20 protein-coding genes and 1 pseudogene are annotated in these 25276 nt (G+C 69.9%); 8 read left to right on the forward strand and 13 right to left on the reverse strand.

From position 1 onward, the window contains the following. Window positions 1–92 precede the first annotated feature (92 nt). The 4 genes and pseudogenes from KSF81_RS32475 to KSF81_RS24735 all read right to left on the reverse strand — a co-directional run. A pseudogene (locus tag KSF81_RS32475) lies at window positions 93–458 on the reverse strand (glycosyltransferase family 2 protein); the annotation flags it as partial. Beyond that, window positions 455–1372 carry a glycosyltransferase family 4 protein gene (locus KSF81_RS24725; protein ID WP_254453731.1) on the reverse strand — a complete coding sequence of 306 codons (918 nt, stop codon included), beginning with the start codon at window positions 1370–1372 and terminating at the stop codon, window positions 455–457. The pseudogene KSF81_RS32475 and the gene KSF81_RS24725, both read right to left, overlap by 4 nt. A 631-nt stretch (window positions 1373–2003) precedes the next feature. Then, window positions 2004–2918, reverse strand: coding sequence for a hypothetical protein (locus KSF81_RS24730; protein ID WP_217381237.1), 915 nt, complete (start codon window positions 2916–2918; stop codon window positions 2004–2006). A 317-nt stretch (window positions 2919–3235) separates the two neighbouring features. Next, a complete protein-coding gene (locus KSF81_RS24735; RefSeq protein ID WP_217381238.1) occupies window positions 3236–3904 on the reverse strand; it encodes a bifunctional 2-polyprenyl-6-hydroxyphenol methylase/3-demethylubiquinol 3-O-methyltransferase UbiG in 669 nt (222 codons plus the stop codon). Between the two features lie 707 nt (window positions 3905–4611). Here KSF81_RS24735 and KSF81_RS24740 point away from each other — a divergent pair. The 3 genes from KSF81_RS24740 to KSF81_RS24750 all read left to right on the forward strand — a co-directional run bounded on the left by KSF81_RS24740 (window position 4612) and on the right by KSF81_RS24750 (window position 7485). Beyond that, window positions 4612–5589 carry a UDP-glucuronic acid decarboxylase family protein gene (locus tag KSF81_RS24740; RefSeq protein ID WP_217381239.1) on the forward strand — a complete coding sequence of 326 codons (978 nt, stop codon included), beginning with the start codon at window positions 4612–4614 and terminating at the stop codon, window positions 5587–5589. Between the two features lie 221 nt (window positions 5590–5810). Next, window positions 5811–7094, forward strand: coding sequence for a glycosyltransferase family 39 protein (locus tag KSF81_RS24745; protein ID WP_217381240.1), 1284 nt, complete (start codon window positions 5811–5813; stop codon window positions 7092–7094). Next, window positions 7084–7485, forward strand: coding sequence for a hypothetical protein (locus KSF81_RS24750; protein WP_217381241.1), 402 nt, complete (start codon window positions 7084–7086; stop codon window positions 7483–7485). The genes KSF81_RS24745 and KSF81_RS24750 overlap by 11 nt, the downstream gene beginning before the upstream one ends. 36 nt (window positions 7486–7521) lie before the next feature. Here KSF81_RS24750 and KSF81_RS24755 read toward each other — a convergent pair whose 3' ends face one another. From KSF81_RS24755 to prsK, 8 genes are all read right to left on the reverse strand, one after another. Continuing rightward, window positions 7522–8229, reverse strand: coding sequence for a class I SAM-dependent methyltransferase (locus tag KSF81_RS24755; protein WP_217381242.1), 708 nt, complete (start codon window positions 8227–8229; stop codon window positions 7522–7524). After that, on the reverse strand, window positions 8226–8642 hold the full coding sequence (locus KSF81_RS24760) for a GtrA family protein (RefSeq protein ID WP_217381243.1): 417 nt from the start codon (window positions 8640–8642) through the stop codon (window positions 8226–8228). Before KSF81_RS24760 ends, KSF81_RS24755 begins: the two co-directional genes overlap by 4 nt. 35 nt (window positions 8643–8677) lie before the next feature. Further along, window positions 8678–9916, reverse strand: a complete 1239-nt coding sequence (locus KSF81_RS24765; RefSeq protein WP_217381244.1) for a glycosyltransferase family 2 protein — start codon at window positions 9914–9916, stop codon at window positions 8678–8680. A 186-nt stretch (window positions 9917–10102) separates the two neighbouring features. After that, the gene (locus KSF81_RS24770) at window positions 10103–10828 is read right to left on the reverse strand and encodes a hypothetical protein (RefSeq protein WP_217381245.1); all 726 of its coding nucleotides are present in this window, start codon (window positions 10826–10828) and stop codon (window positions 10103–10105) included. Window positions 10829–10920: 92 nt separating this feature from the next. Next, the gene (locus KSF81_RS24775) at window positions 10921–12315 is read right to left on the reverse strand and encodes a hypothetical protein (protein WP_217381246.1); all 1395 of its coding nucleotides are present in this window, start codon (window positions 12313–12315) and stop codon (window positions 10921–10923) included. Window positions 12316–12337: 22 nt separating this feature from the next. Further along, the gene (prsT, locus tag KSF81_RS24780; RefSeq protein WP_217381247.1) at window positions 12338–15193 is read right to left on the reverse strand and encodes an XrtA/PEP-CTERM system TPR-repeat protein PrsT; all 2856 of its coding nucleotides are present in this window, start codon (window positions 15191–15193) and stop codon (window positions 12338–12340) included. Between the two features lie 13 nt (window positions 15194–15206). Then, window positions 15207–16610 (reverse strand): PEP-CTERM-box response regulator transcription factor, encoded by a 1404-nt coding sequence (gene prsR, locus KSF81_RS24785; RefSeq protein ID WP_217381248.1) that lies wholly within the window; start codon window positions 16608–16610, stop codon window positions 15207–15209. Continuing rightward, the gene (gene prsK / locus KSF81_RS24790; protein WP_309139667.1) at window positions 16607–17989 is read right to left on the reverse strand and encodes an XrtA/PEP-CTERM system histidine kinase PrsK; all 1383 of its coding nucleotides are present in this window, start codon (window positions 17987–17989) and stop codon (window positions 16607–16609) included. The genes prsR and prsK overlap by 4 nt, the downstream gene beginning before the upstream one ends. Before the next feature lie 25 nt (window positions 17990–18014). Between prsK and KSF81_RS30475 the strand changes: the two genes are divergently transcribed. Beyond that, a complete protein-coding gene (locus KSF81_RS30475; RefSeq protein ID WP_254453732.1) occupies window positions 18015–18431 on the forward strand; it encodes a hypothetical protein in 417 nt (138 codons plus the stop codon). A gap of 253 nt (window positions 18432–18684) precedes the next feature. Here KSF81_RS30475 and KSF81_RS24795 read toward each other — a convergent pair whose 3' ends face one another. Next, window positions 18685–20055: an exopolysaccharide biosynthesis polyprenyl glycosylphosphotransferase gene (locus KSF81_RS24795; RefSeq protein ID WP_309139668.1), complete on the reverse strand. Its 1371-nt coding sequence runs from the start codon at window positions 20053–20055 to the stop codon at window positions 18685–18687. Between the two features lie 433 nt (window positions 20056–20488). Between KSF81_RS24795 and KSF81_RS24800 the strand changes: the two genes are divergently transcribed. From KSF81_RS24800 to KSF81_RS24815, 4 genes are all read left to right on the forward strand, one after another. Then, window positions 20489–21121, forward strand: a complete 633-nt coding sequence (locus KSF81_RS24800) for an XrtA/PEP-CTERM system exopolysaccharide export protein (protein ID WP_217381250.1) — start codon at window positions 20489–20491, stop codon at window positions 21119–21121. A gap of 16 nt (window positions 21122–21137) precedes the next feature. After that, complete coding sequence (locus KSF81_RS24805) at window positions 21138–22649, forward strand: XrtA system polysaccharide chain length determinant (RefSeq protein WP_217381251.1); 1512 nt, start codon at window positions 21138–21140, stop codon at window positions 22647–22649. Next, window positions 22646–23587 (forward strand): hypothetical protein, encoded by a 942-nt coding sequence (locus tag KSF81_RS24810; protein WP_217381252.1) that lies wholly within the window; start codon window positions 22646–22648, stop codon window positions 23585–23587. The genes KSF81_RS24805 and KSF81_RS24810 overlap by 4 nt, the downstream gene beginning before the upstream one ends. 196 nt (window positions 23588–23783) lie before the next feature. Continuing rightward, on the forward strand, window positions 23784–25268 hold the full coding sequence (locus KSF81_RS24815) for a TIGR03016 family PEP-CTERM system-associated outer membrane protein (RefSeq protein WP_217381253.1): 1485 nt from the start codon (window positions 23784–23786) through the stop codon (window positions 25266–25268). Window positions 25269–25276: the final 8 nt, after the last annotated feature.

Raw genomic sequence — 25276 nt, forward strand, 5'->3', positions numbered from 1 at the left:
CAGATCCAGTTGCGGTCCCACAGATCCTCGAAGGTCAGCCGGAGCGGGACATTCATCGGCTGCTGGCAGATCAGGGCATGCACCAGCCCCACCTCCGGCGGCCTGGTATAGGGGAGCTGCCGCTCCAGCTTTTCCGGCAGCCATTGGTCATCCGCGTCGAGCAGCGCCAGCCATTCGCCGGTGGCCTCGCGCGCCCCGAGGTTGCGGGCCGAGGCGGGGCCGCCATTGGGCTTGCGGATCACCCGCACGCGGTCCCCATAGGCCTCCGCGACCGCGGCGGTCTCATCGGCGGAGCCGTCATCGACGACGATGATCTCGGCGGGCGGGACGGTCTGCGCCAGGACGCTGTCGATCGTCCGCGGCAGGCTCCTGGCGGCATTGTAGGCCGGGATGATCACGCTGACGCGGATTGCCCGCAGGTCCGGCTCCGTTCCGGCGGTCATTGCGCCCTCCGTCATGCCCGGCTGCCAGGGCCGCTGGCGACAGCCTCATACATCCGCAGCATCTGCGGAATCACCGCCGCATCGGAAAAATTCTCCTCCACGTGCCGCCGGGCGGCCGCGGCCAGGCCGGCGCGCCGTACAGGATCGAGCATGGCGAGCAGCGCCTCCGCCAGGCCGCCGGTCCGGGCGATGTCCTGCCGGAGGGCGCCGGGCCCGGTGACATAGTGGAAATCCGGAGTGTCATGGCAGATCACCGGCAGGCCGCAGGACATGGCTTCCAGCAGCACCATGCCGAACATCTCGAAAAGCGAGGGCAGCACGAAAAGGTCCGCGGCCTGATAGAGGGCATGCACCTCCGGCCGCGGCACGTCGATCAGGATGCGGGCATCCTCGCCCAGGAGGCGCTCCGCCAGGGCCACCACCTCGGCCGTCTCGGGCTCCCGCCCACCCGCGACGACCAGCAGCATCCGCCCGCCGCAGGCGCGATTGGCCGTGGCGAATTCCTCGATCAGCACGTCGATCCGCTTATGCCGCCGCCGGATGGCGGCGCAGCAGAACACCACGACCCGGTCCCCGGGCAGGCCGAGCCGCGCCCGGGCGGCCAGGCGGTCGCCGGGGGTGAAGCGCGCCGGGTCGATGAAATTCGGGATGGTGAAGGCGGCCTGGCCAAGCGGGCGTTGCGGCTCCCAGGCCGCGGCGGCGCCGGGGGTCAGGTGCTGCAGCCAATCGAAGCGGCGCAACATCTCCGGCGCCTCGCCGGTGCCATTGGCCAGGATCACGCGCGGCCGCGACAGGCCCCGGCGATGCGCAGCCGCCAGCATGCGGGCCAGAATTGGGTCCTGCACATGCACCACGTCGCAGTCCCTGCGGATCTGCCGCCAGAGATTGAAGGCGAAGCTCGTCTGCTCCACCTCGTAGGGGGAGCCCATGCCGTAGCGCCAGCCCCCCCACCCGTTCGAACAGCCGGGCGAGGTCGCGGGCCGCGCCGCTGGTCCGCCGGAAGCAATGCACCGTATCGCAGGCCGGGGGGCTGGCGGCACCGAAGAAGCGCACCGTCGCGGCGCTGCGGCGGAGGGCACCGGCCAGGTCTTCCGCCCAGGCCTCGATCCCGCGCCGCACATGGCCGACCCCCGAGCAGGCGATGGCGACCCGGATCCCCTTTGCCCGGTCCGGCCGGGGCCACTCGCCGGGCGCGACTCGGCCTTCCCGGTCCTTGCCGGCCAGTTCTCCGGCTTCGGCTGTCATGTCATCCATTGCCGTGCAGAACGCGGTGCCCGCAGGCGATGACGCCTGGCCTGCGGCGGATGGAGGCCGGACCATCGGCATCGCCTGGACGATCAGTGCCGGGCCGCTGCCGCGTGTTCCAGCGAAGCGAAGTGCGAAGCGCAGCCATTGACCCTCAGGGGTGTGATCGGGAACACGGCCGGGATCGTAGCCTTCAGGATGTAAGACGGAAATGAAATTTCTGTACAGGGAAGCCTTTGGGATGCCCTGCTACGGCCCGTCCTTCGGGCCAGGCTGCCGCGCCCCGGTGGCAGGGTGCGGGAAGCGCGATGGGGTTCAAGCCCGGCCGTGCAGGGCTTCGATGGCCTGGAGGGCATGGTGCCGATAGGCCTTGCCGCAGTACCGGTAGCTCCCCATGAAGTGCACGAACTTGGCTTGGCCACCCAAAGGCTTCCCCAGATAGGTTTCGTAGATCGGCGGGGCGAGGACCATCAGGTCCGGCGAGTTGGCGGTGAGCAGGTTCATGGTGACCTGCTCCGTGCCCCATTCCGACCAGCGCCGGTCCAGGATACCGCCCATCCGGCTGGAGATATGCTCGACGATCGGCAGCCTTTCACCCGGTGGCAGTCCGGTGAAACCCGCACATCCCCTGATGTATTTCGTGGCGAAGGACGTGCTGAGGCAGTCGAGCCGGCTTTCGGCGACGATCTGGATGTGAAGGCTGTCGATGCCTTTTGCCTTTTCGATCGCACGGCTGACCGGCACGACGCGGGCATCGACTTCCGCGGTCAAGGTGAAGGCGGTGCCGTGCCGCACGCAGTCCAGCACCTCGCCAAGCGGCATCAGGGTAAGCGTGTCGGAATCGAGCTGAATGACATAGGCATCCGACCCCAGTTCCACGGCCTTCATGAGCCGCTCCCAGCATCCGCCCGCGGGTGTCGTACCCGAACGGACCTCGGAAATATGCATAATCCTGATGCCGCGCAGATGCTGCCGCAGCAGGGCGTGATGCTCGGTGGTCAGGGAGCCGTCGTCCAGGACAGCGAAGCGGCCCAGGCCCGTATGATGGGCGAAGGATTTCGCGGCCAGCAGGTATATCAGGAAGTCGCGAGCACAGACCTGACTGAAGATGACCGCATCGCGCCCGCTTTCCCGGGTTGGTGGCGTATTCAGTACGGCCGAAATGGCCCGGTGATGGCGCCAGGCCTCGACCTTGGAATTGATGCGGCGGAGCAGTTCAGGAGCACTCATTGCAACCTCAGTCACGTGCCGTTGCATTGGCCCGCATCAGACCAGACAATCGGCTGGATTCGATACCTTCTTGGTAATGAACTCACGCGGCGAGCGTAGGTGCAAGCGGCCACGCAGCGGATTGTCTGCCGCCACCAGCCGGCAGCTACCAAGTTGCATGCGCGGTGCATCGGGGACACGATACCAGCCCAACGAATAGCTGGAGCCGATGGGTTAACCAACGCTGGACCTTGTTTGTTGATGTGCGATGCCGCCAGCCTGCAGCTAGCGGAAGGGGGCTGAGTGCCCTTTCTCCAGCCCGGCACAGCCTGCCCAAGCTAGCCGGCAGCACTTACGCGAACATCCACAAGCGCAGCGAGATGTGCATGCAGACGAGCCGAGCGCGGCAATATACGCGAAAAACATCGCGTGGCGAAACCTGTTGGAGGCCAGTTACGAGCTGCGTTCATCATATCGTAGGTGAAGTCATTCACGGGCCAGACCTCGGCCCCTGACGGCGCGCCTTTAGACATGGTGACCTGACCGGCAATCTTGAGCAGGTCACGCAGTTGTCGTGGTGTATACTCCCGCACATGATAGGGCCACTCGCAGCGAGACAACGTCCAGTTTGGCGTACTCACAAAGATTCGCTCCCGCGCCACGCGGGCTAACTGGCGCACGAAAGCCTCATCTTGTTCGACATGCTCGATGACATCGACACAAGTAATGACGTCAACGCTCTTATCGGGAATCCCCTCCAGCGGGCCGATATGCACGTTGGGCCGTACGAGCCGTCCGTCGAGATCCTGACCACGGACTTCCCGTGCCGTCTTGGCCAAGATATCAAGGCCATTGCCAAGGCCACAGCCCACATCCAAAACCACCTTGTCCCGACAAATTGTGCGGGCCGCATACTCGTACCAAGGCAATTGTCCAGGGCCACGTCCGGCATCCACCGAAGTGTCGCCAACCTGTCGCACGGGACGGGCTACTTCAACTACGGCCATGTGACCTCAGCCTCCACATCCTAATCTGGAAGGATATTACTCGGACGCCACCAGTTTTGATCACAAATTGTAGGAAGGAGGCAGGCAAAACGTGAGTGAGCGTGCCGCGATCGGTGGCGGCCGAGCCGCATTCTCACGCAGAAGTTGCATCAATGCAAAAGGGCAGACAGCCTGAACATGCAGTTGCCTCAGTATGACGCTCCGGCCCGCCGGTCATCTGGGCTGGCCAAGCTCGATGTGAGCGCATTCATCAGCGCAAGAGACGCACCCCCATGCGGCATCCGAGGGCGCCGCGGCCTTCGGGCAGGCGCAAGGAAGCGTCGGCAGCCGGCAGCAGCCCTCGATCGCGCCATCCTGCCGTGGCACCCGCTGCTGCATCCGGCACCTCGCCGTAATGTTGACGGCGGAATGGTCGCCACGGCATCGCAGCCGTGCCAACCTGCCTTCTCAACCCTGCGGGGATTCCAGGGAGGCTCCACAGGGGTGAAGCAGGTGCCGGAGGACGATATCGGCAGGCGATCGCCTGTCCGGACCAGGATTTCACGCAACGGAAGCTTCGCCGGAGCAGGCAGGATCGCCCTCCGGTCGCCGGATCGGGGCTGCGGATCAGTCCTGGGCATCCGGCGGCCGCGGGATGATGCTTCGCGCGAGGAAGCGCATGGCAGGACTGGTGCCGTTCGGGCGCCACCGGAAAGGAACCGCGTATCATGCCTTTGACCCGCAAACGCGTCCTGGTGACAGGTGGGGCCGGGTTCCTGGGGTCCCACCTGTGCGAGCGGCTGGTGGCGGCCGGGCACGACGTGCTTTGCGTGGACAACTACTTCACGGGCCGCAAGGACAATGTCGCGGCCCTGCTGGGCTTCGCCCGGTTCGAGGCATTGCGGCACGATGTGACCTTTCCGCTCTATGCCGAGGTGGATGAGATCTACAACCTGGCCTGCCCCGCCTCGCCGGTTCACTATCAATTCGATCCGGTCCAGACCACCAAGACCAGCGTGATCGGCGCCATCAACATGCTCGGCCTGGCGAAGCGGGTGAAGGCCAAGGTGCTGCAGGCCAGCACGAGCGAGGTCTATGGCGACCCGACAGTGCATCCGCAGCGGGAAGACTACCGCGGCAACGTGAACCCGCTGGGCCCGCGTGCCTGCTACGACGAGGGCAAGCGCGTCGCCGAGACCCTGTTCTTCGACTATCATCGCCAGCACAAGGTGCGGGTCAAGGTTGCGCGGATCTTCAATACCTATGGTCCGCGCATGCATCCCAATGACGGCCGGGTCGTCTCCAACTTCATCGTGCAGGCGCTGCGGGGCGAGGATATCACGCTCTATGGCACGGGCACCCAGACCCGCGCCTTCTGCTACGTCGATGACCTGCTCGATGGCTTCCTGCGGCTCATGGCCACCGATGACTCGGTGACCGGCCCCGTGAACCTCGGCAATCCGCAAGAGATCCAGGTCAGGGAATTGGCGGAACGCATCCTGCACCTGACCGGGTCCCGGTCCAGGATCATCTACCGCCCCCTGCCGCAGGACGACCCGATGCAGCGCTGCCCCGATATCACGCTGGCAAAGCGCCTGCTCGACTGGGAGCCGAAGGTTTCCCTGGACGAGGGGCTGGGCCAGACGATCGCCTATTTCGACAGGCTGCTCACCGAGCGGGGGCCGCAGGTGGCCGTGGCATCGTAGGAGGGGCGCGCCGGTCGCGCCGCCGCCGGGCTTGCGGAACATCACGGAGAATCGGCGGTGGATCGGGGCCGGGAATCCCTCCCCATCGCCAGAGGTGGCAGGTGGTCAAGCTTCTGGACGCGTTGTGACGCTGGGGAGATCGCGAAGGTGGTCGTCACATCCAACCTCATCGAGACGGAAGCCGGGCCGGCTCGGCACGGCGCATCGCGGGCAGGCCGGACATGAGCCGGTCCCTTGCGGTCCCCCTGCGCGCCTCGGTGCTGCCCCAGCGCGTCGGCGCCATGGAGGTCCTGCTGGCCTTCTGCGTCATGCTGGTGCTGGCCTGGGCCTTGCAGCACAGGATCGGCGCCTATGGTGCCGAGTTCTCCGACGATGACGGATCGCATTTCGTCACGGGCCTGCTGGTGCGGGATTATCTCGCCCGGATGCATCCCTCCTCGCCGCTCGCATTCCTGAAGGAATTCGCCGCCCATTATCCCCTGATCGGCATCGGGCACTGGCCGCCGCTATTCTACGGTCTGGAGGCCGTCTGGATGCTGCTGGCCGGGACAAGCCGGTCCGCGATGCTGCTGCTTTCGGCATTCATCACGGCGGCATCGGCCACCACGCTCTACCATGCGGCCGCGTCCCGGCTGGGGCGGGCGGAGACACCCTGGCTGGGCCGCGCGGCAGGAGCCGCGGTCGCCTGTGTCTTCATGCTCTGCCCGGTCGTGCAGGCGCAGACCGGCATGCTGATGCTCGACGTGCTCACGGCGCTGCTCTGCCTGCTTGCGATGCTGGCCTTCGCGCAATTCATGGACACGGCGCGGATACGCGATGCCGTGCTGTTCGGGCTGGTTGCGGGCGCCGCCCTGATGACCAAGGGAAATGCGGCCTGCCTGGCCCTGCTGCCGCCCCTCGCCATCCTGATCGGCCGGCGCTTCGACCTGTTGCTGCGGCCCAGCCTGTGGCTTTCGGCGGTGGTCGTCCTGGTGGTCGCCGGACCATGGTACTGGTTCACCTACTCGCTCGTGGCCGTGGGCTTCCAGTACGGCTTCGACCAGAATTATTTCGTGGCTGCGGGCATCGCAGAATCTGGGCTTCCTGCTGGACATGCTTGGGCCCCTGGGCGCGCTGCTGGCGGCTGGCGGCATGATCGCCACCATCATGCAACCGCGGCGTGGCCCGGATGCGGCCTGGCTGGCCTGCTGCGTGGCGCTGATCCTGGCAGTGCCGGTCTTCCAGGAACTGGTCCCGTCCGGAATCCAGGATCGCTACATGCTTCCCGCCTTCCTGCCGGCCCTGCTGCTTGCCGCCTGGTTCCTGCTGCATCTTGCCAGGCGCCTGCGGCCGTCCGGCGGCATTGCGCCCGCCCTGGCCGGCCTCTGCCTTCTCGTCCTTTCCGTGCTCCCTGGCGCGGCGGCGGTAACACCGCGTCCGCGGCTCGGGATGGGAGAGGCCGCTTCCCAGATCTGGCGCCACTGGTCAGCGGCGAACCCGTCCGTCCTGCTGGCGATGCCGGTTGAGGCGGAAGGCGCGGCGATATCGGAGCTGGCGCTGCGGGACCGGATGCGCCCCAGCCTCTTCGCCGTGCGGGGCGTGCGGCTATTGGGGGCGGGAGGCTACAATACCCATGAGTATGTCCCACGCTTCGCCTCGCCAACCGAGGTCATGGCCGCCATCGACGAATATGCGATCCCGCTGGTCCTGCTGCAGCCTGGCCAGGCCGGCCGCGAATTGGCGCATATCGGCCAGATACGGGATACGATCGCGGCATTTCCCGACCGGTGGACCCTGCTATGGCGCAGTGATGAGGGCCCGCCGGCCTTCCTGTACGAGGTCGTCGGCAATGCCGCAAAACCCGCGGACCAGGCGAAACTGACCCGCCTGTCTGCGCCCCGGCAGCTTGTGGAATAGGCCGCCGCCAGGTCTCTCGCGCAGCAGCACCCCCGCTCAGTGGGGCCGGCGGCCGCCCATCGGCTCCGGCCGGTGGATCATCAGGACGAGGTTGCTTGTCCAGCCCCAGAGCCGCGTCGGGGCGAAATGGAACCGGCAGCCGGGATGCGCCGCCATGATCCGGCGCAGCTCGGCCCTGGTCATCAGGTTGAGGTTCTCCTCCGCCGAGAAGAAGCCATAGCCAGCCTTGCGGAAGACGGCCCGGCATAAGGGCTTCGGCAGCCAGTGGACCAGCGGCAATTGGGTATGGAATTCGACCGGGAACCACCGGTTCGGCGTGGTCAGGCAGACGCCGCGGCGAGCGACGCGCAGGCATTCCGCGACCATCCTCGCCTGGTTCTCGAAAGATCCGACATGCTCGAGCACCGCGGAGGAATGGACGATGTCGAAGGAGCCCTCCGCGAAAGGCAGGTCCAGCGCATTCGCATAGGTGAATTTCACCCCCGGATAGAGGCTCTCGAGGAAACTCGCATCATCGATGCCTGCGGCGGTGATGCGGTCCTTGTGGGGGTAAAGCGCCTCCAGGTAGTTCGACGAGGTGTAGCTCTGGTCCGAGGTCACGCCGAGATCGAGGATGGTTTCGTGGGGGGCCGGCGCGAATTCCTCCATGAAGGCCGAAAACATCCTCGACCTGACCTGCGTCGCAACCCGGACCGCGAGGGAGTCCGGGCGCGCCAGGTTGTACTGGGCGTTGGGCTGATTCATCGGCTTCTCCGGAAGGTCCATAGTTTCAAGAGGGCGTAGTTCGTCGCCGCGACCCCGATGGCGACGGCCGAGAAGGCCAGCCAGGGCCGACCCCGGATCACGGCCGGGAACAGTTCGGAGCCAATCACCGCGAGCGCATTGCCCAGGATCTGCGTGGCGACGTAGCGCGGGAAGGCGCTTGCATGGTTGCGGTCGGACCGGAAGGTCAGGCTGCGTTGGACGAGATAGGTCGGCGGCATGAGAAGCACGAGGCTTGCGGCGATCGCGAGGCTCGGCCGGAAGCCGCATAGGCTGGTGAAGAAGACGCCCAGCACGACATAGATCGCGGCACTCGTGCCGCCGACCGCCAGGAACAGGACGATCTCCCGCAGATGTCCGAAGGCGGGCGGCAGCCCGGCGCAGATTGGCCGCAATGCAGGGTCCTGCGCCGCCGATACGGCCGGAACGGTCACTGCGCGGACCGGGGCTGCGGCTCGGCTGCGCCAGGGAGCGGCTCCGGGGTGGCGGGAGCAATGGAAGCCCGGATGTCCAGCACGCTGATGAAGAAGGCGGCATAGACCATCTGGAAGGCCAGCAGGATCATGGTCGCCGAGGGGATCACGTATCGCATCGTCTCGGAAGTGCGCAGGCTTCCGAAGTCCTGGCTGCTCCAGAACGCGGTCGCGGACACGCCCAGGGCCACGCCGAGCACCAGAAGGAAGGCGCCGGCGATCAGGCCCCGCTCAACGGTGATGATCCGGACGGCCTGCTGGAACCATGGGTCCGGTGGCACGATCCTCTCGCGCAGGCCGTAGATCTTGGCGAAGATCCAGAACAGGACCGACTGGAAGCCTATAATGACCAGGACCGCGCTATAGAGCAGCGTGTGCACGTCGAAGGTCACGCTGCCGATGCTGCGGGGCCGCGGCAGCAGCCAGACCATCGCGAGCAGGCCGAGGACGAACATCGCAAGGCCGGGACAGAGGAACAGCCACCGCGGGCTGTAGAGCAGCAGGAACCGCAGATGCCTCCAGCCATCGCTCCAGCTTCTCAGGTGCGGCGGCCGTGAACGGCCATCCGGCGACAGGATGGTCGGCACCTCGGCGATCCGCATCTGCGCGACGGTGGCCTTCACCACCATCTCGCTGGCGAATTCCATCCCGGTGGCCTGCAGATCCAGCCGCAAGGCTGCCTCGCGGGTAAAGCCGCGCAGCCCGCAATGGAAGTCGCCGCAGGGGCTGTGGAAGAAGATCCTGCCGATCGTGGTCAGGACCGGATTGCCGAGGTAGCGGTGCAGCGGCGGCATGGCGCCTGGCATGATCCCGCCCTGGAACCGGTTGCCCATGACCAGGTCGTAGCCCTGGCGCAGCTTCTCGACGAATGGCTCCAGGGCGCTGAAATCGTAGCTGTCGTCGCTGTCGCCCATGATGATGTACTTGCCGCGGGCGCTGCGGATGCCGCCCTGGAGCGCGGCGCCATAGCCGCGGATGGGAATATCCACCACGCGGGCGCCATGTGCGCGGGCGATCTCCTGCGAACCATCGGTGCTGCCGTTATCGGCGATCACCACCTCCCCGACCACCCCGCTGCGGTTGAGGAAGTCATTCGCCTTGGCAAGACAAGCCGCGAGCGTTTCCGCCTCGTTCAGGCAGGGCATCAGGATGGTCAGTTCGACGGAATCGGGGGCCGGTTGGCGGGTCGCATCCATCGGGGAACTCCAGATTGCGTCCATAGAGGAAACCTCGGCAGGGGTATTCTGGCATGCCGGGCTACAAATTGCCCGAGGCACCCTGCCGCATCGCGGGGTGCGCTCCCGCTCGGCATCGGCCACCTGCCCCAGCCGTTCGGCCATGCGGGACGCGCCGCCCATCCCCAACGCTGCGGCCATTGGCGCCTATGCTGCCGCCGCCGCGACGGCGACGCAGCGCTGCGCCTGCGATGGAGCCCGGTGCACACCGCGCGGGACGATGTTGTAGAGCGGATCGCTGAAATAGTCCCGCAGCCGCGTGCCGGGTGCGCCGGCCTCGGCCAGCCAGTCATAGGCGCGGCGGGCCTCCTCCGAGCCGACCACATCGCGCAGCGCGGCCAGGGCCTGCAGCCCAAGCTGCCCGTAATTGCCGCCGCTCTTCGACCATCCGTCCTGGTTCGACAGGCCGCGCGCGCGCGTCGCCGCGCCGCACTCCGCCCAACTGCGGAAGGGCCCGGGTTTGCCGCCTTCAGGCGCGATGGCGATGGTATAGGCAACTCCGTCCCGCGGGTTGAAGCCCTTCGCGCCGGCCAGGAAGCGGCCAGCCAGGAAATTGCCCATCCAGGCGAACACCACCTTCGCATCCTCGCTGCCCCGCCTGGCCGCCGCCGCTGCGGTGGAGGCGAAATAATCCTGCTGCCACGGCGCCAGCGTGCCGCCCTCCCCCGTGGCATCGCCGACCCAGCCATGCGCCTCGCCCTGCGAAGCGGTCAGGGCCGGAAGCTGCGCCCGCAACCAGGTCCAATTCCCCGCCGCCGCCGCCTCGAAGAAGGCCCGGTTCGGGTCGTCCTCGGGGCTGATCCAGCCAGTCTCATCCAGTTGGCGCAGCGACCAGGCGGCGCCGCGCACCTGGTTGCCACGGATCACGTTCACGCCTTCTCCCGGCCCCGTGGCCCCGGCCTCCCCCCCGCGCATAGCCTGAGGGCCAATGCGTCATCACGGCATGCGAAGCCTGCGCCTGCAAATTATCGAGGAAAGCCCGCCGGCCGGTCACCAGATAAGGCACATAGCAAAGGTCCGGCTGATGCGCGGTGTCGGACGTCCAGCCAGAATCCTCGCCCACCGGCTGGAGCAGGCCCTCGGTGCCGCCCTGGCCGCCACGGTAGTCCACCCAAAGCTTCGGCCGGTGCCGGGTGTCCATCCAGCCGCCGGTGCCGCCCGAGCCGCCCCGCGGGTCCCAGAAATGCCAGGGCACGGCGCCGGCCGCCTCGGCCTGGCCAATGACATAGGCGGCCACGCGCCGGTCGCCGGTGATGAGCCAGGCCGCCTGGGCCTGGGTCGCCGGGCCGATATCCGCCCGCCCCCCCGGTCATGGGCATATACTGGGTCAGCCCCCGCGCACCGAGCGGCACCTGCCAGGCGGGGGCCGCCGCCTCGGCGCCGAACCGCGCCAGCAGGGCCTCATCCACACCGGTCGAGAGATCGTAGCGGGGCACGCCCGCAGCCTCGACCAGGGAGGCCGCATCCGGCCGCACCAGCGGCGGGACGGGTGCAGGCCGGCCGCCGGGGGCGGTGCCGAGCAGCCTGCCCCAGCCGGTATACTGGGCCTGCCGCAGCGGCCCGGTCCGCAGCGCCTCGCGCCCGTCGAGCAGCAGGCGCGCGGCATAGCTCGCCGGGCCGCCGCCAGGCAGCATCGCCACATCATTGCGCAGCCAGAAATCGACCCAGAGCGTGCCATCCGCACGCAGCGCGACATCCGCCACCAGCCGCAGCGAGGTGGCGCCCCCCGCCGCGGCAGCGGGCACCGGGACCACGATGCGCGCCTGGCTGGCCAGCGGCCCAGATTGCCAGGGCCTTTGGCCTGCCGGGCCCGAGCGCAGCAGCGCGCCGAGATCCGCCCGCCAGGGCTCGCCACCGGCCGCCCCCACTTCCAGGATCGCCCGCCGCTCCGCGAATCCCGCGGCGAGGTCCAGCGGCGCCGCCGCTGCTGCCGGGCGGGCCGACAGCACCACCCCGGTTCGCCTGCCGGAGGCCAACCCCGGGGCGGCGAGGCTGACCACCGCGAAGCGGGCCGAACCGTCCGGGTGCCGTCGCGTCACGTCCATCTGGGTTGGGAGCAGCCGTCCATCCGCCAGATGCGCCACCAATTGCGCCTGGCGCGGCACCTGCCCGGGGCGGAAGGCCTGGCCGAAGACGGTGATGGTCCCGGCCGGCGCCCCGGTCCCCTCCAGGACCAGGCCGGCCGCCTCGCCCGGCCTGGACAGGCAGGGCATCGGCGCGGGCAGCACCGTTCCGGACAGCCCCGCGAATAACCCGCCGGACTGGGCGGAGGCGCCAAGCGGCCCGCCACAGGCGGTCAGTGCCGAGGCTGCCAGGACGCCAAGGTCCCGCCGGCGGAGTGGCGCAGCGGATTTGCCCATGGCCTGCCCCTTCCGCGCCACGTCAGCGCCCGGCGCGAAGGTCGGCGAGCAGACGCTCCGCCTCTGGCCGCTCCGGGAAGGCCGTGCCGCCGGCGAGTACCGGGTCCAGCACCCGCAGCGCCTCCTCGCGCTCACCGGCCGCATGCAGCGCATAGGCCAGCCGGTAGGACATGGCCGGATCGGGCGTCTGTGCGGCCCGCGGGGTCGCCACCGCCTGGCGCAGCAAGGGCACTGCCAGCTTGGCCTCGCCGCCGCGGGCCAGGATCCAGCCCAGGGTATCCGCCGCCTCCGCGCCGGGGATCAGGAAATAGGCACGCTCGGCAAAGCCGCGGGCCTTTGCGGTGTCCGGCCCGCCGCGCTGGGCCAGCACCCAGGCCAGGTTGTTGAGCGCTACCCCGTTCGTCGGCGAGCGCGCCACCAGATCGGTCAGCCGCCGCTCCGCCTCCGCGAGGCGTCCGGCCTGGAGGTCGTACTGGGCGAGCATGTTCAGCGCGGCGAGATCCGCCGGCTCGCGTTCCAGCCGGGCGCTCAACGCCGCCGCGGCCTCCGCCGGCTTTTGGGCCGCCATCCAGGCCGTGGCCTGCCGCATCGCCAGCACCGAGGAGGGCGCCGCGGCATTGGCCGCGGCAAAGGCGCGCGCGGCCTCCTCCGGGCGCCGGGCATTGAGCAGCAGGTCGCCGCGCAGCGTCGCCGCCGCCGGCTGCGCCTCGGGCTGCTGCGCCAGCCGGTCCGCCACCGCGAGCGCCGCGTCCAGCCCCTGCGCCTGCAAGGTGAGCCCGACCAGCGTCTGTTGCAGGATCGCGTCGCCCGGCTTCCGCCGCAGCCCCTCCTGCACCACCGCCTCGGCCGCCCGCGCGTCGCCATTGCGCGTCAGCAGCGCGGCGAGTTGCCGCCGCGCGCCGGAGGAGTCCGGGTCCTCGGCCAGCGCGGCCCGGCTCGCCGCCTCCGCCTCGGCCCATTGGCCTGCGGCGGCGCGCACCTCGGCGCGGGCGAGATGCAGCGCCGGCCCGCGGCTGCGCGCCTCCAGCGCCTCCGCATCCAGCACCGTGACCGCCCGGGCGGCATCGCCGCTGCGGACCAGCACATTGGCGAAGGCAAGGGCGAGCAGCGGCTCGCCCGGCGCGGCGGCCTGTGCCGCCTCCAGCGTGGCCCGGGCGGGGGCGGCGCGGGGGCCGCCGGACGTCGCGGCGGCGGCGAGGCGATTGATCGCCTCGGCATTGCCGGGCTGGCGCTGCAGCACTTCCGCCATCAGGCGTTCGGCCTCTGCCGGATCGCCTCGCATCGAAGCCAGCCGCGCCAGGCCGAGCCGGGCACCGACGGATTCCGGGTAGTCGCGCAGCACCGCCTCGAAGGCCGTGCGCGCCCCGGCCTGGTCGAGATGCACGAGGTGCAGCGTGCCCTCCAGCACGCCAGCCGGCTCGCTGCGCTTGGCATTCGGGTCCAGCCGGCCGAGTTCCTCCGCCGCGGCGGCCAGGTCGCCCTGCACCATCGCCGCTGCGGCCAGCATTTCCCGCACGCCGGGCTGGGCCGCTCCGTGTTCCAGCGCGCTATGCGCCGTCGCCGTCGTGCCCGCGGCATCCCCGGCCGCGAGCCGCGCGGCGGCCAGACGGGTCAGGATGCCGGGATTCTCCGGCGCCAGGGCCGCGGCCCGCTGCAAGGCGTCCAGCGCCTCGCGCCGGCGGCCGGCCAGGCCATAGAGGCGGCCCAGCATGTCCAGCGCCTCGGCATCCGCGGCGCCGCGCGCATCCAGGCGCCGGAGCGTCTCCCGGGCGGCGTCGGGGCGCCCGCCCTCGAATTCGAGCGTCGCCAGCAGCCTGGCCCCGCGCGGGTCTTCCGGGCGGCGTGCGAAATGGCGGCGCGCCGCGTCCTCCGCCTGGGCCGTCTGGCCGATCGCGCGCTTGGCGGTCGCCTGCAACAGGAAACCATCGGGGAAATTGGCCAGCATCGGGCCAATGCGCTGCAAGGTCTCGTCCACGCCGCGCCAGTCCTGGGCACGGGCGAGCAGCAGGGCACGCAGGTAGATGCCGGGCACGCTGCCAGGCTGGCTGGTCAGCGCGGCGTCCACATCCTGCTTCGCCCGGGCGGTGTCGCCGAGTTGCAGCATCACCTCCGCCCGCCGCAGCCGCGCCACCACATTGCCGGGCATGCGGGCAATCACCCGGCCCAGGCTCTCCTCCGCCGCCTGGCGGTCGCCGCCTTCCAGTTGCAGGCTGGCCTTGCGCAGCAGCGCCTCGGCCGAATTCGGGTCGAGCGCCAGTGCCCGGTCCGTCGCGGCCTCGGCCGCGGCACGGTCGCCCTTGCTTACGGCAAGGGCCGCGGCGGCAAGTTGCGGCTCCACGGCCGAGGGCGCCAGGCGCAGCGCATCGGCGACCGAACGCTCCGCGTCCTCAGGCTGCGAAAGCAGCATCTGCGTGATCGCGCGGGCCGCCGCCACCTGGCCGGCGACGGCCGCCTGCGCCGGCGTCGGTGGCTGGCCTTCCGGTGCCGGGAAGTCCCGCAGCAATTCCTGGAAACGCCGCTGCCCGAGATAGGCCCGCAGCAGCAGCGCGGTTCCGGCCGCCCGGTCGTAGCCGCGATCGAGCGCCGCGCGCGCCTCCTTCTCCGCCGCGTCCATGTCGCCGAGATCGAGGCTGGCGGAGGCGAGCGCCGCGCGGGCGGCACCGGAATTCGGCTCGGCGCGCACGGCATTGCGGAATTCGATCTGCGCCGCCCGCAGGTCGCCGCGCGCCTGCGCCTCCTGGGCGCGTTCGAGCGGTCCAGCCAGCGCGGCCGGGGGGGCGGCCAGGCTGGCGGCGGCAAGCGCGGCAGTCAGGGCCAGCACGGGCACGCGGCCGGCAGCACGGCCAAGGGCGTAGAACGGCAGGAGCGGCTTGGCCATGGCTTATCTCCAGCTACACGGCATCTGAGGCAAGGGTGGCGGCCGGTGCGTCCGGCGCCTGGCGGGGAATGGCCAGGCCATGCGTGTCCAGCAGGCCATAGAGGGTCGGGCGGCTGATGCCGAGCAGCCGGGCAGCGGCCGAGAGGCTGCCATTGCTGCGTGCCAGCGCCCTTTCGATGGCCTCGCGCTCCGCCCGCATCCGGGCGGCGCGGAGGTCGAGATCCGCCTCCTGCGCCGCAGCGGCGGGGGCGAGTTCGAGGTCGGCGGCCGTGACCAGCGACCCCTCCGCCATCAGGGCGGCGCGGCGGATCCGGTTCTCCAGCTCGCGCACATTGCCGGGCCAGCGATGCGCGGCGATGGCTTCGGTGGCCTCGGCATCGAAGCCGCGCAGCCGGCGATCGTATTCCCGGGCATGGCGGGCCAGGAACCAGCGGGCGAGCAGCAGCGCATCGCCGCCCCGCTCGCGCAGCGGCGGGATGCGGATGGTCAGGGAATTCAGGCGATAGAGCAGGTCGGCGCGGAACCGGCCGCTTTCGGCCTGCTCCTCCAGCGGCTGGTTGGTGGCCGAGACAACCCGCACATCCACCCGGATCTGGGTGCGGCCGCCGACCCGCTCGATCACCTGGTCCTGCAGGAAGCGCAGCAGCTTGGCCTGCAGCGGCAGCGGCAGGTCGCCGATCTCGTCCAGGAACAGCGTGCCGCCATCGGCGCCCTCGATCCGCCCGGTCACCTGGCGCACCGCGCCGGTGAAGGCGCCGCGCTCATGGCCGAACAACTCGCTTTCCAGCAGCGGTTCCGGGATGGCGGCGCAATTGATGGCGACGAAGGGCTTGCCGGCGCGCGGCCCCATCTCGTGCAGCGCCCGCGCCAGGGCCTCCTTGCCGGTGCCGCTCTCGCCCAGCAGCAGCACGGGCACCGAGACGCCACCCAGCCGCTCCACGGTGCGGCAGACCTTCAGCATCGCCTCGTCGGAGGTGACGATATCGCGGATCGGCGAAGGGCGCGGCGCCGCGGCGAGCCGCAGGTTCTCCTCCTCCAACTCGCGCAGCCGCAACGCCCGGTCCACGACGGTGCGGAGCACGGCGAGATCGACCGGCTTCTCGCAGAAGTCATAGGCGCCGAGCGATACGGCGCGCAACGCATTCTCGCGCTGGCCCTGGCCGCTCGCCACCACCACCGGCAGGCCGGGGCAGGCGCGGCGCAGCGCCTCCAGCGTGGCGAAGCCCTCGCTCACCCCCTCCGGATCCGGCGGCAGGCCGAGATCGAGCAGGGCGGCGGCGGGCTGTTCCTTGCGGGCCAGCGCCTCGGCCTGGTTGCGGTCATTGGCGATCACCACGCGGCACGAGGGAAAGGCCCAGCGATACTGCGCGCAGAGGCCGGGATCGTCCTCGACCACCAGCAATTTCGGCTTGCTCATGCACACCTCTCCTGCGCCGCAGCCTCGAGCGGGCGTGCGGCAGCGGCAGGCAGGGTGAGGCGCATGGTCGTGCCCGCGCCCGGCCGGCTCAGCACGGCCAGGTCGCCGCCCGCGCCGCGCAGCAGGTCGCGCGCCTGCCAGGCGCCGATGCCGCTGCCCCGCGGCTTGGAGGTGCTGAGCGGGCGGAACAATTCGTCACGGATGAATTCCGGGGTCATGCCTTGGCCGCGATCGGTGATGTCCACCACGATGCGCCCGGCCTCGTGCCGCACCCGCACCTGCACCGGCTCGCCCGGACCGGAGGCTTCGGCGGCATTGTCGAGCAGATGCGTCACGGCGGCATCGAAGCGCTCCGGTGCCATGGCCGCGAGGTCCGGCGCCTGTCCGTCATCCTCGATATGGATGGGATGTGCCCTTGCCCCGGCGATGGCACGGAGCCGGGCCAGCGGTGCGACGGCAGTGGCAGGCGGCGCGACCGGCGCCTCCTCGGGCTGGCGCAACCGGGCGATGAGGGTATTGATCCGCGTCGCCGAGGCACGGACGGTGAGCAGCATGTCGCGCTGGAACTCCGGGTCCTGCAGATTCTCATCCGCATTGGCGAGCAGCAGGGAGAGCTGGCTCGATACGGTCTTCACGTCATGCGCGACGAAGGCGAAGCGCTTGGCATAATCCGCCAGCCGCCGCTCATCCACCAGCCGCTCGGCGGCCCGGCGCTCGGCCAGGAACATGGCCACCTCCCGGCCAAGGGTGCGTAGCAGGTCGAAGACCTCCTGGTCGAGCGTGAAGGCGGCGCGCGGCCGGGCGAGCAGCACCGCGCCCAGCAACCCCTCGCGGTGGTGGAGGAGCGGCACGGCGAGCCAGAGCGGTCCGAAGGCGGCGCGCAGATCCGCCGGCAGGTCCGTGGCGAGAACCGCGACCCAGCCGCCGTCCCGCAGCGCAGCGAAAAGGGCATGGTCCTCGGGCAGCGCAACCGGCTCGGCCGGCAGATTCCAGGACCCGGTCCAGCGCAGCCCGGGCTCGCCGGGGTCGCGCAGCAGCAGCACGCCGGCGGGGCTGTCCACCGGGTCGGCGATGGCGCGGATGGCGCGGACCGGAGCCGGCGCCTCGTTGTCGGGGGCAGAGAGGGCGGTGGCGCAGCGCAGCCATTCCTGGCGGTAGTCGTAGCGGGCGGTGAAGAAGTGATCCACGACCAGGCGCCGCACCTTGGACCGCACGGAACGCGAGGCGGCGGCGACCACCAGCACCAGCACCCCGCCGGCCAACAGGCTTGCCTGCGCCGCCCGGCCCCAATCCGCCCCGAAATGGCGCAGCGCCTCCCCGGCGGCGCCGACGCCCAGCAGGAAGGCGCCGGCCACCACCAGGGTCGCGCCGTGGAACACCACCTCGCGCGAGACCGGGGGGGTCGTGCCGCCAGCGCCGGCCGCGCACCGCCGCGACCGCCAGCAGCGGCAGCGCCAGCGCGGTCAGCGCGGCACGGGCATCGAGCAGCACCGGGGACACCGCCCGGTAGAGCGCCGCATCCGCATAGAGCAGCACATCGAAGGCGGAGAGGCCGCCCAGCGCGATGCAGGGCAGATTGACCTGCCAGCGCGAGGCTTCGTTGGCATTGCGGTACAGGTTCTCGGCCAGCAGCACCACCAGCAGGGCCAGGCCGAGCCGCGCCAGCAGCGCCGGCGAACCCAGCGTGGGCAGCGCCAGCGCGTCATCGGCGCCGGGCATCACCGAGGCCAGGGCAAGCACCGTCACCACCCCGCCCGCCCAGGCGAAGCGGCGCACGAAAGGCGCCGCACGGCCGGCGACGCGGCGGCAGAGGCTCAGTAGCAGGGCGAACCAGACCGCGCCGCGCAGGATCTCGAGCGCCCCGGCCACCCCCGAAAGCGGCGTCTCCGGCGTGAGCGCCACCGCCGCCGCCCAGAGTGCGGCGCCGCCGCAGGCCATGGCCGGCAGGAGCATCGCCCGGCCGCGCCCGACGCCGAGCACCAGCACGGTCCAGACCAGGCAGACCGCGGCGCAGCCGGCATAGAACAGGGGAGAGGCGGCGACCGTCACGCTGGCCGCGGCCTGGCTGCCCGGTTCATCGCGCACCCTCCTGGAACAGCACGACACGGACGGTCGCGACCAGGATCAGCAGGTCCAGGAAAAGGCTGCGCCGCCGGATGTAGTAGAGGTCGTAGGCGAGCTTCATCCGGGCATCCTCCACCGAGGCGCCATAGGGGTAGTTGACCTGGGCCCAGCCGGTGATGCCGGGCTTGACGCAGGCGCGGTCATTGTAGTGCGGGATGATCCGGCCGAGCTGCTCGACGAAGCAGGGCCGCTCCGGCCGCGGGCCGACGAGGGCCATGTCGCCGCGCAGCACGTTCAGCACCTGCGGGATCTCGTCGATGCGGGTCAGCCGGATCAGGCGCCCGACCCGGGTGACGCGCGGATCCTGCCGGCTGGCCCAGAGCGCGCCGCCTGCCTCGGCATCCACCGTCATGCTGCGGAATTTGAGCAGCGTGAACACCCGGCCGCCACGGCCGACGCGCTCCTGCCGATAGAAGACCGGGCCGGGGCTGTCGAGCTTGATGGCCAGCGCGGTGAGCAGCAGCACCGGCAGGGTCAGCAGCACCAGGGAGAGGCTGGCCGCAAGGTCGAGGCCGCGGCGTGCCGCGGCATCCAGCAGGCTGTCCCGGGGGCCGCTGGTGGCCAGCCAGTCTTCGGGCAGATGCTCGAAATCCACGCGGCTCAGGCGCCGCTCACGGAATTCGGCGGCGCTGAATACGGGCATGCCCGCAGCCTCGCAACGGCGGCGGACCGCGGCCGGCACGCTCGCCGGATCGGCGGCGACGACGGCCCAGATGCGCCGTGCCCGCAACCGCTCGGGGGCGAGCGCCTCGGCGAGAGCGCCGCCGGCCGGAATGGCGAGGGCGACCTCGAAGGGGTCATGGCGCGGCGAGTCCCCGGCGGCCTCGGCTTCGGGGGCGAGTGGCCCTTCCGGCCCATGCACCACGGCCAGGCGATGCTTGAGGAAACCGCTGCGCGCGGCGGCGGCGAAGCCGAGCCGCGTCAGCAGGATGGCGGCGGCGGAGGCCAGCAGCACCTCGGTGAGGCTGCCCCAGGGGGCATTCCCGAACTGGCCCGGGGCCACCACCATCAGGATCAGCCGCGCCAGCAGCAGCAGCAGCAGGGCGGCTACGGTGGCACCGGCCAGCAACCGCCTGGCCCGCTGCCAGGCCTCGGGCTGATAAAGGCCGCTGGCGCCGGAGATGATGCCGGAACACAGGGCGAAGGCGGCGGCGAAGGCGACGGTCCCGCCGTGATCCGCGGGCACCCCCTGGACGATGCCCCAGGAAAGTATGGCGTATACGGCCACAAAGCATGCAATTGCTTCGACTACGTAAAGAAGAAGCAGTTCCGATCTGACGCTGTGGCCGAACAGGTTCGTCATCGTACCACTCCCCGGCATGCCTCAGGCCACGGGCCGAGGGGCTCGCTGTCGCTCTCGGCAGCTTGCCGTGCCTCCAGAGTTTGAGATTAATTTCGGTAAAGACCTAGCCCGAGAATGCGGCCGGGGCAGGAGAACGGCATCAACATCTCGATAGGGTTTCGAGGCCACCTTCGGCGTCACGGCGCTGTGATACGATGGTTTCCGTAACGTGATGCACAGAAGTATAGTTCTGTGCTACCTCAAGTTGTGCCTCCCTGCGATGCGGCTGTACCGCCGGAGGTTCCATTTTTGCGACTGCGAGGGTCTAAAATTTTGTCTTAATTGCCCATAAGTCTATTGCGCCGGATGCTTCACGGTGCATAGGCTGGTACCGCTTTCATGGACAGGGGCGCCATTGCGCCCCGGCGGACGAGGCCGCGCCGCGACGGCGCGCTCCTGAGGAGTGCAGGGTATGGTGGCGCACCGTTTGCTGACTGTTTCTGTGGCGCTGGCCTGTGCCCTTGCGCTGGCGGCCTGCGGCAGCGGCCCGCGGACACCGTTGCCGGCTACCGAGGACGCCCCGGCAACGAGTTCCGGGTATATCATCGGTCCGGGCGACGGGCTGACCGTCTTCGTCTACCGTGCGCCGGAACTCAGCGCCCCCAACCTTCCGGTACGCCCCGACGGGCGCATCTCGCTGCCGCTCGTCCCCGATATCGAGGCGGCGGGCCGCACCCCTTCGCAACTCGCACGCGAGATAGAGCAGCGCCTGAGCACCTATGTGCGCGACCCGAACGTGACCGTGATGGTGCAATCCTTCCAGGGGCCGCCGAACCGGCAGATCCGGGTCCTCGGCGAGGCGACGCAGCCCATGGGCATCCCCTACCGGGACGGCATGACGGTGCTCGATGTCATGATCAGCGCCAAGGGCCTGACCCGCTACGCCGCCGGGAACCGCGCCGAGATCATCCGCCGCGAGCGGGAGGGCGCACCGCCGGAAGTCATCAAGGTGCGCCTGTCCGACCTGCTGCGCGACGGCGATGTGTCGCAGGACCTGCCGATGCGGCCCGGGGACACGCTGGTCATTCCACAGGGCTGGTTCTAGGGAAAGGCGCGACACCATGCAGATCGCCGCGCTCATCAGGCGCCAGGCCGCGGCCGCCTGGCGCCATCGCTGGAAGGCGCTGGCCCTCGCCTGGCTTGTCGCCGGGCTTGGCTGGGCGGGTGTCTACACCATCCCGAACCAGTTCCAGGCGAATGCCCGCATCTATGCGGATGCCGATGCGATCCTGGGCTCGCTGCTCCGCGGCATCGCGATCGACAACTCCACCACCAGCCAGGTCGAGATGCTGCAGCGGACCCTGCTGAGCCGGCCGAACCTGGAGAAGGTGATCGCCAGGACCGATCTCGACATGCGGGTGGACAGCACCGCCTCGCGCGAGCGGCTGCTGCTCGACCTGGCGCGGTCGATCCGCATCACGCCGCAGACCAGGAACCTGTTCACCATCGAGTATCGCGATCCGCAGCCCCGTCTCGCCCATGACGTCGTGCAGGCGGTCATCAACCTCTTCATCGAATCCGCCGCCGGCTCCGACCGCCAGCAGATCGACAATGCCCGGCAGTTCCTGGCGCAGCAGATCCAATCCTATGAAGTCAAGCTGCGCGAGGCCGAGCGCCGCCGGGCCGAGTTCCAGGCCCGCTACATGGACCTGCTGCCTTCGGCGAATGGCGGCGCCTCGCGACTCGATGCGCAGCGGGTGCAGCAGCAGCATTTGCTGGGCGAATTGCAGGACGCGCGCATGCGCCGCGACCTCACGCGGCAACAGCTCGCGCAGGCTCCGGCCATGCTGCCGGCGGGTGCGGATGGCGGCAGCGGTGAAAGCCGGCTCGCGGAAGCCGAGCGGAACCTGCGTGAGCTGCGCCTGCGCTATACCGAGCGGCATCCGGAGGTCATCAGCACCCGCAACATGATCGAGGAATTGCGCGCCAGCGGTGGTGGCGGACCGGCTCGCCCGGCTGGCCCCCGCAGCGTCGCCGGCCCCCGCGCGAACCCGCTCTATGAGCAACTCAAGGTGCGGATGGTGGATGCGGACGCCCAGGTCGCATCGCTGGAGCGGCAGACCCGCGACGGCCAGGCCGAGCTGGAACGGCTGGAGGCGGTGGCGCGGACCCAGCCGGAACTGGCGGCGCAGTTCACCAATCTCGACCGCGACTACACCGTCATGCGCCGCAACTACGAGGAGCTGCTGGCCCGCCGCGAGGCGCTGCAGATCGGCGACGCGGCGCGGACGGGATCGGACCGGGTCAAGATGGAGGTGGTGGACCCGCCGACGGTTCCCGCCCTGCCGGTCGCGCCGAACCGCCCGCTGCTGCTCTCGGGGGTGCTGCTGCTCGGCCTGGGCGCGGGCGCCGCGCTGGCCTTCCTGCTCGCGCAGCTGGATGCGACCTTCTACACCGTGCATGACCTGCGCGGCATCGGCCTGCCGGTCCTGGGTGGCATATCGGCCCTGCGAGGGGCGCCGGCACACCGGGCGCTTCCGGTGCTGGCCTTCGGGACTGGCTTCGTGCTTCTTCTCCTGGCGTTCGGCGCCGTCATGGCCGGGCCCACGCTGCTGCTGAGGGCCTTCGCATGAACGAGTTCCCGGCGCGCCGCCCGCATCTGGTCGAGCGTGCGGTGGAGGCCATGCAGGGTTTCGACCTGCTGTCGCCTTCACCCTCGCCTTCGCCCCCGCCCGGCCCGGTCGCCCAGACGCCGCCACCAAAGCCGCCACAGCCGGCGCCGCCCGACGAGCGGGTGGCGCCGGAGGCTGCGGCCGCGCCGGCCGATTCCACCCCCGCCAGCATCAGCCTGGATACCTTGACGCGGGCCGGCCTGGCCACGATCCCCGGTGGCGCGCGGAGCCGGATCTCGGAAGAGATCGGCGTCGTGCAGCACCAGATCGTCCGCACCATGCTGGCGGCCGAGCCGGGTGACAGCCGTTCGCATCTCATCCTCATCACCAGCGCCAGGCCCGACGAGGGCAAGACCTTCAACGCCTTGAACATCGCGGTCAGCATGGCGGTCAGCAGCGCCATGCCGGTCGTGCTGGTCGATGCCGACGGCAAGTCGCATGGCTCGCTCGGCGATCTGCTCGGCCAGGTCGAGGCGCCCGGGTTGCGGACGCTCGCGGCCGATCCGGCGCTGCATCCGCGCCGCATGCTGGTGCCGACGGCGGTGCCCGGGTTGCTGTTCCTGCCTTATGGCGCGCCGGTTCCCGGCGGGCCGGAGGTGCCGCCCAGCGCGGCCATGGCGGCCGCCCTCCAGCGGCTGGCCACGGCGATGCCGCACCATGCCGTCATCGTCGATACCTCACCTTGCCTGTCCACCAGCGACACCAGCAGCCTCGCGCCCATCGCCGGACAGGTGGTGATGGTGGTGCAGGCGGAGCGGACGCAGCGCAACGAGGTGGAGGCCGCGCTCGACATCGTCGAGGCCTGCCCGACATTGCAGTTGCTGCTCAACCGGGTGCGGATCACCGCCAACGACACCTTTGGCGCATACGGTGAATACGGTGCATCGCCCGCCGCATAGCGAAGGGCGGCCCGGCCGCGGGGCGCTGGCATGGGCGGGGCGCTGCGCGGCCTTCGGGGCGGCGCTGGCGGCTGCGACCCCGGCACTGGCAGATCCGCCCCCCTTTCCCGGAACCGAAGCGCCGGACTGGCCTGGGCCGACCTCGACTGCGCCATCCACGGAGGGCGAATCCAGCGGCCCGCTTTCCCCGCCACCGGTGCGTCTCGGCAATCTCGGCTTCCCCTTCGGCGCGCCGACTACCGAGCCCGGCTCGGCGGGGCGAAGCTGGAACATCGTGCCGAGCCTGGCGGTCCAGTTGATGGGCACCGACAATGTGAACCAGACCAGCCGCGGCCAGCGTTCCGACCTCATCACCAGCATCATTCCCGGCATCTTCGCCACGGCCGACACGTCGCGGCTGCGGGGCACGCTCAGCTACTCGCCTAATTTCCAGATCTATGCCTCGGAGAGCGACCAGAACCGGATCGCCCACCTCTACAATGCCCAGGCGCTGGCCACGCTGATACCGCAGAGCCTGTATTTCGATCTGCGCGGTACCGGGTCCGTGCAGGCGACCGCCGGTGGTTCCTCGCCGCAGGGCGGGCTGGTGACCGACCGGCGCAACCAGGTACAGACCACCAGCATACAGGCCTCGCCCTACTACATCCATCGCTTCGGCGGCCTGGCCACGGCGCAGATCGGCTACGCCTTCCAGCATGTTTCCCAGGACGGGAACAACCAGTTCCTGTCCCAGGGCGGGGCGCCCTTCTTCACCGCCCAGGAATTCACCGCCCATCAAGGCTATGCGGTGGTCCGCACCGGCGAGGATTTCGGCCCCCTCGCCTTCCAGGGCCAGGCGAGCGGCACCTTCTATTCAGGCACCGGCGTGCTGGACAACGCGCATCGCCACATCGCCACGATCGAGGCGCGCTACGCCATCATGCGCGGTGTCGCCGTGCTGGCTGAAGGCGGCTATGAGGACCAGCGCTATGCCGGCGTGCCGCCGCTGCGGATCCAGGATCCGGTCTGGGCGGTGGGCGTACGCCTGACCCCGGGGCCGGAGAGCGTGATCATCGCGAAATACGGCCACCGCGACGGCTTCAATTCCTTCTATCTCGATGCCAGCGTTGCGCTTGGCGGCCGAACCCGCCTCACCGCGAACTACTCCGACCGGCTGGCGACCTCGGCGCTGCTCGCGGCGGATCTATTGTCCACCACCTCGCTCGATGCGCTCGGCAATCCGGTGGATACCTTGACCGGGGCGCCGACGCTGCAATCCTACAGTAGCTCCTTCCTCGGCGTGCAGAGCAGCCTGCTGCGGATCAAGCGCGCCGTGGCCGCGATCACCCAGACCTGGCCTCGGGACAGCCTCACGCTTTCGGTGTACCATGAGGACCAGCGCCCGGTCGCCATCGCGCCCGGCACCACCGGCTTCGCGCAGGAAGGCATCTATGGCGCCCTGAGCTGGTCGCATTCGCTGGCGCCGGTGACCAACCTGTTCGGCTACCTGCAATACGGCCATTTCGATTCCCCAACCTCGGGATCGGGAGACCTGTTCAGCGCCAATGCGGGGCTGACGCACCAGATCAACCCCAAGCTCTCGGCCATCCTGCAATACCTGCTGATCACCCGCAGCGGCAACGCCACGAATGGCCGCGTCACGCAGAACATCATCCTGGTCGGCCTGCGGCAGACTTTCTAGGACCGGCG

It is taken from the genome of Siccirubricoccus sp. G192 (assembly GCF_019084075.1).
Taxonomy (GTDB): Bacteria; Pseudomonadota; Alphaproteobacteria; order Acetobacterales; family Acetobacteraceae; genus G192.

What these genes read in the sequence shown, in the direction of transcription:
- KSF81_RS24725 (WP_254453731.1), bottom strand. Translation starts at nt 1,372, where the DNA reads ATGGGCTCCCCCTACGAGGTGGAGCAGACGAGCTTCGCCTTCAATCTC.
- KSF81_RS24730 (WP_217381237.1), bottom strand. Translation starts at nt 2,918, where the DNA reads ATGAGTGCTCCTGAACTGCTCCGCCGCATCAATTCCAAGGTCGAGGCC.
- KSF81_RS24735 (WP_217381238.1), bottom strand. Translation starts at nt 3,904, where the DNA reads ATGGCCGTAGTTGAAGTAGCCCGTCCCGTGCGACAGGTTGGCGACACT.
- KSF81_RS24740 (WP_217381239.1), top strand. Translation starts at nt 4,612, where the DNA reads ATGCCTTTGACCCGCAAACGCGTCCTGGTGACAGGTGGGGCCGGGTTC.
- KSF81_RS24745 (WP_217381240.1), top strand. Translation starts at nt 5,811, where the DNA reads ATGAGCCGGTCCCTTGCGGTCCCCCTGCGCGCCTCGGTGCTGCCCCAG.
- KSF81_RS24750 (WP_217381241.1), top strand. Translation starts at nt 7,084, where the DNA reads ATGCCGGTTGAGGCGGAAGGCGCGGCGATATCGGAGCTGGCGCTGCGG.
- KSF81_RS24755 (WP_217381242.1), bottom strand. Translation starts at nt 8,229, where the DNA reads ATGAATCAGCCCAACGCCCAGTACAACCTGGCGCGCCCGGACTCCCTC.
- KSF81_RS24765 (WP_217381244.1), bottom strand. Translation starts at nt 9,916, where the DNA reads ATGGATGCGACCCGCCAACCGGCCCCCGATTCCGTCGAACTGACCATC.
- KSF81_RS24775 (WP_217381246.1), bottom strand. Translation starts at nt 12,315, where the DNA reads ATGGGCAAATCCGCTGCGCCACTCCGCCGGCGGGACCTTGGCGTCCTG.
- prsT (WP_217381247.1), bottom strand. Translation starts at nt 15,193, where the DNA reads ATGGCCAAGCCGCTCCTGCCGTTCTACGCCCTTGGCCGTGCTGCCGGC.
- prsR (WP_217381248.1), bottom strand. Translation starts at nt 16,610, where the DNA reads ATGAGCAAGCCGAAATTGCTGGTGGTCGAGGACGATCCCGGCCTCTGC.
- KSF81_RS24795 (WP_309139668.1), bottom strand. Translation starts at nt 20,055, where the DNA reads ATGCCGGGGAGTGGTACGATGACGAACCTGTTCGGCCACAGCGTCAGA.
- KSF81_RS24800 (WP_217381250.1), top strand. Translation starts at nt 20,489, where the DNA reads ATGGTGGCGCACCGTTTGCTGACTGTTTCTGTGGCGCTGGCCTGTGCC.
- KSF81_RS24805 (WP_217381251.1), top strand. Translation starts at nt 21,138, where the DNA reads ATGCAGATCGCCGCGCTCATCAGGCGCCAGGCCGCGGCCGCCTGGCGC.
- KSF81_RS24810 (WP_217381252.1), top strand. Translation starts at nt 22,646, where the DNA reads ATGAACGAGTTCCCGGCGCGCCGCCCGCATCTGGTCGAGCGTGCGGTG.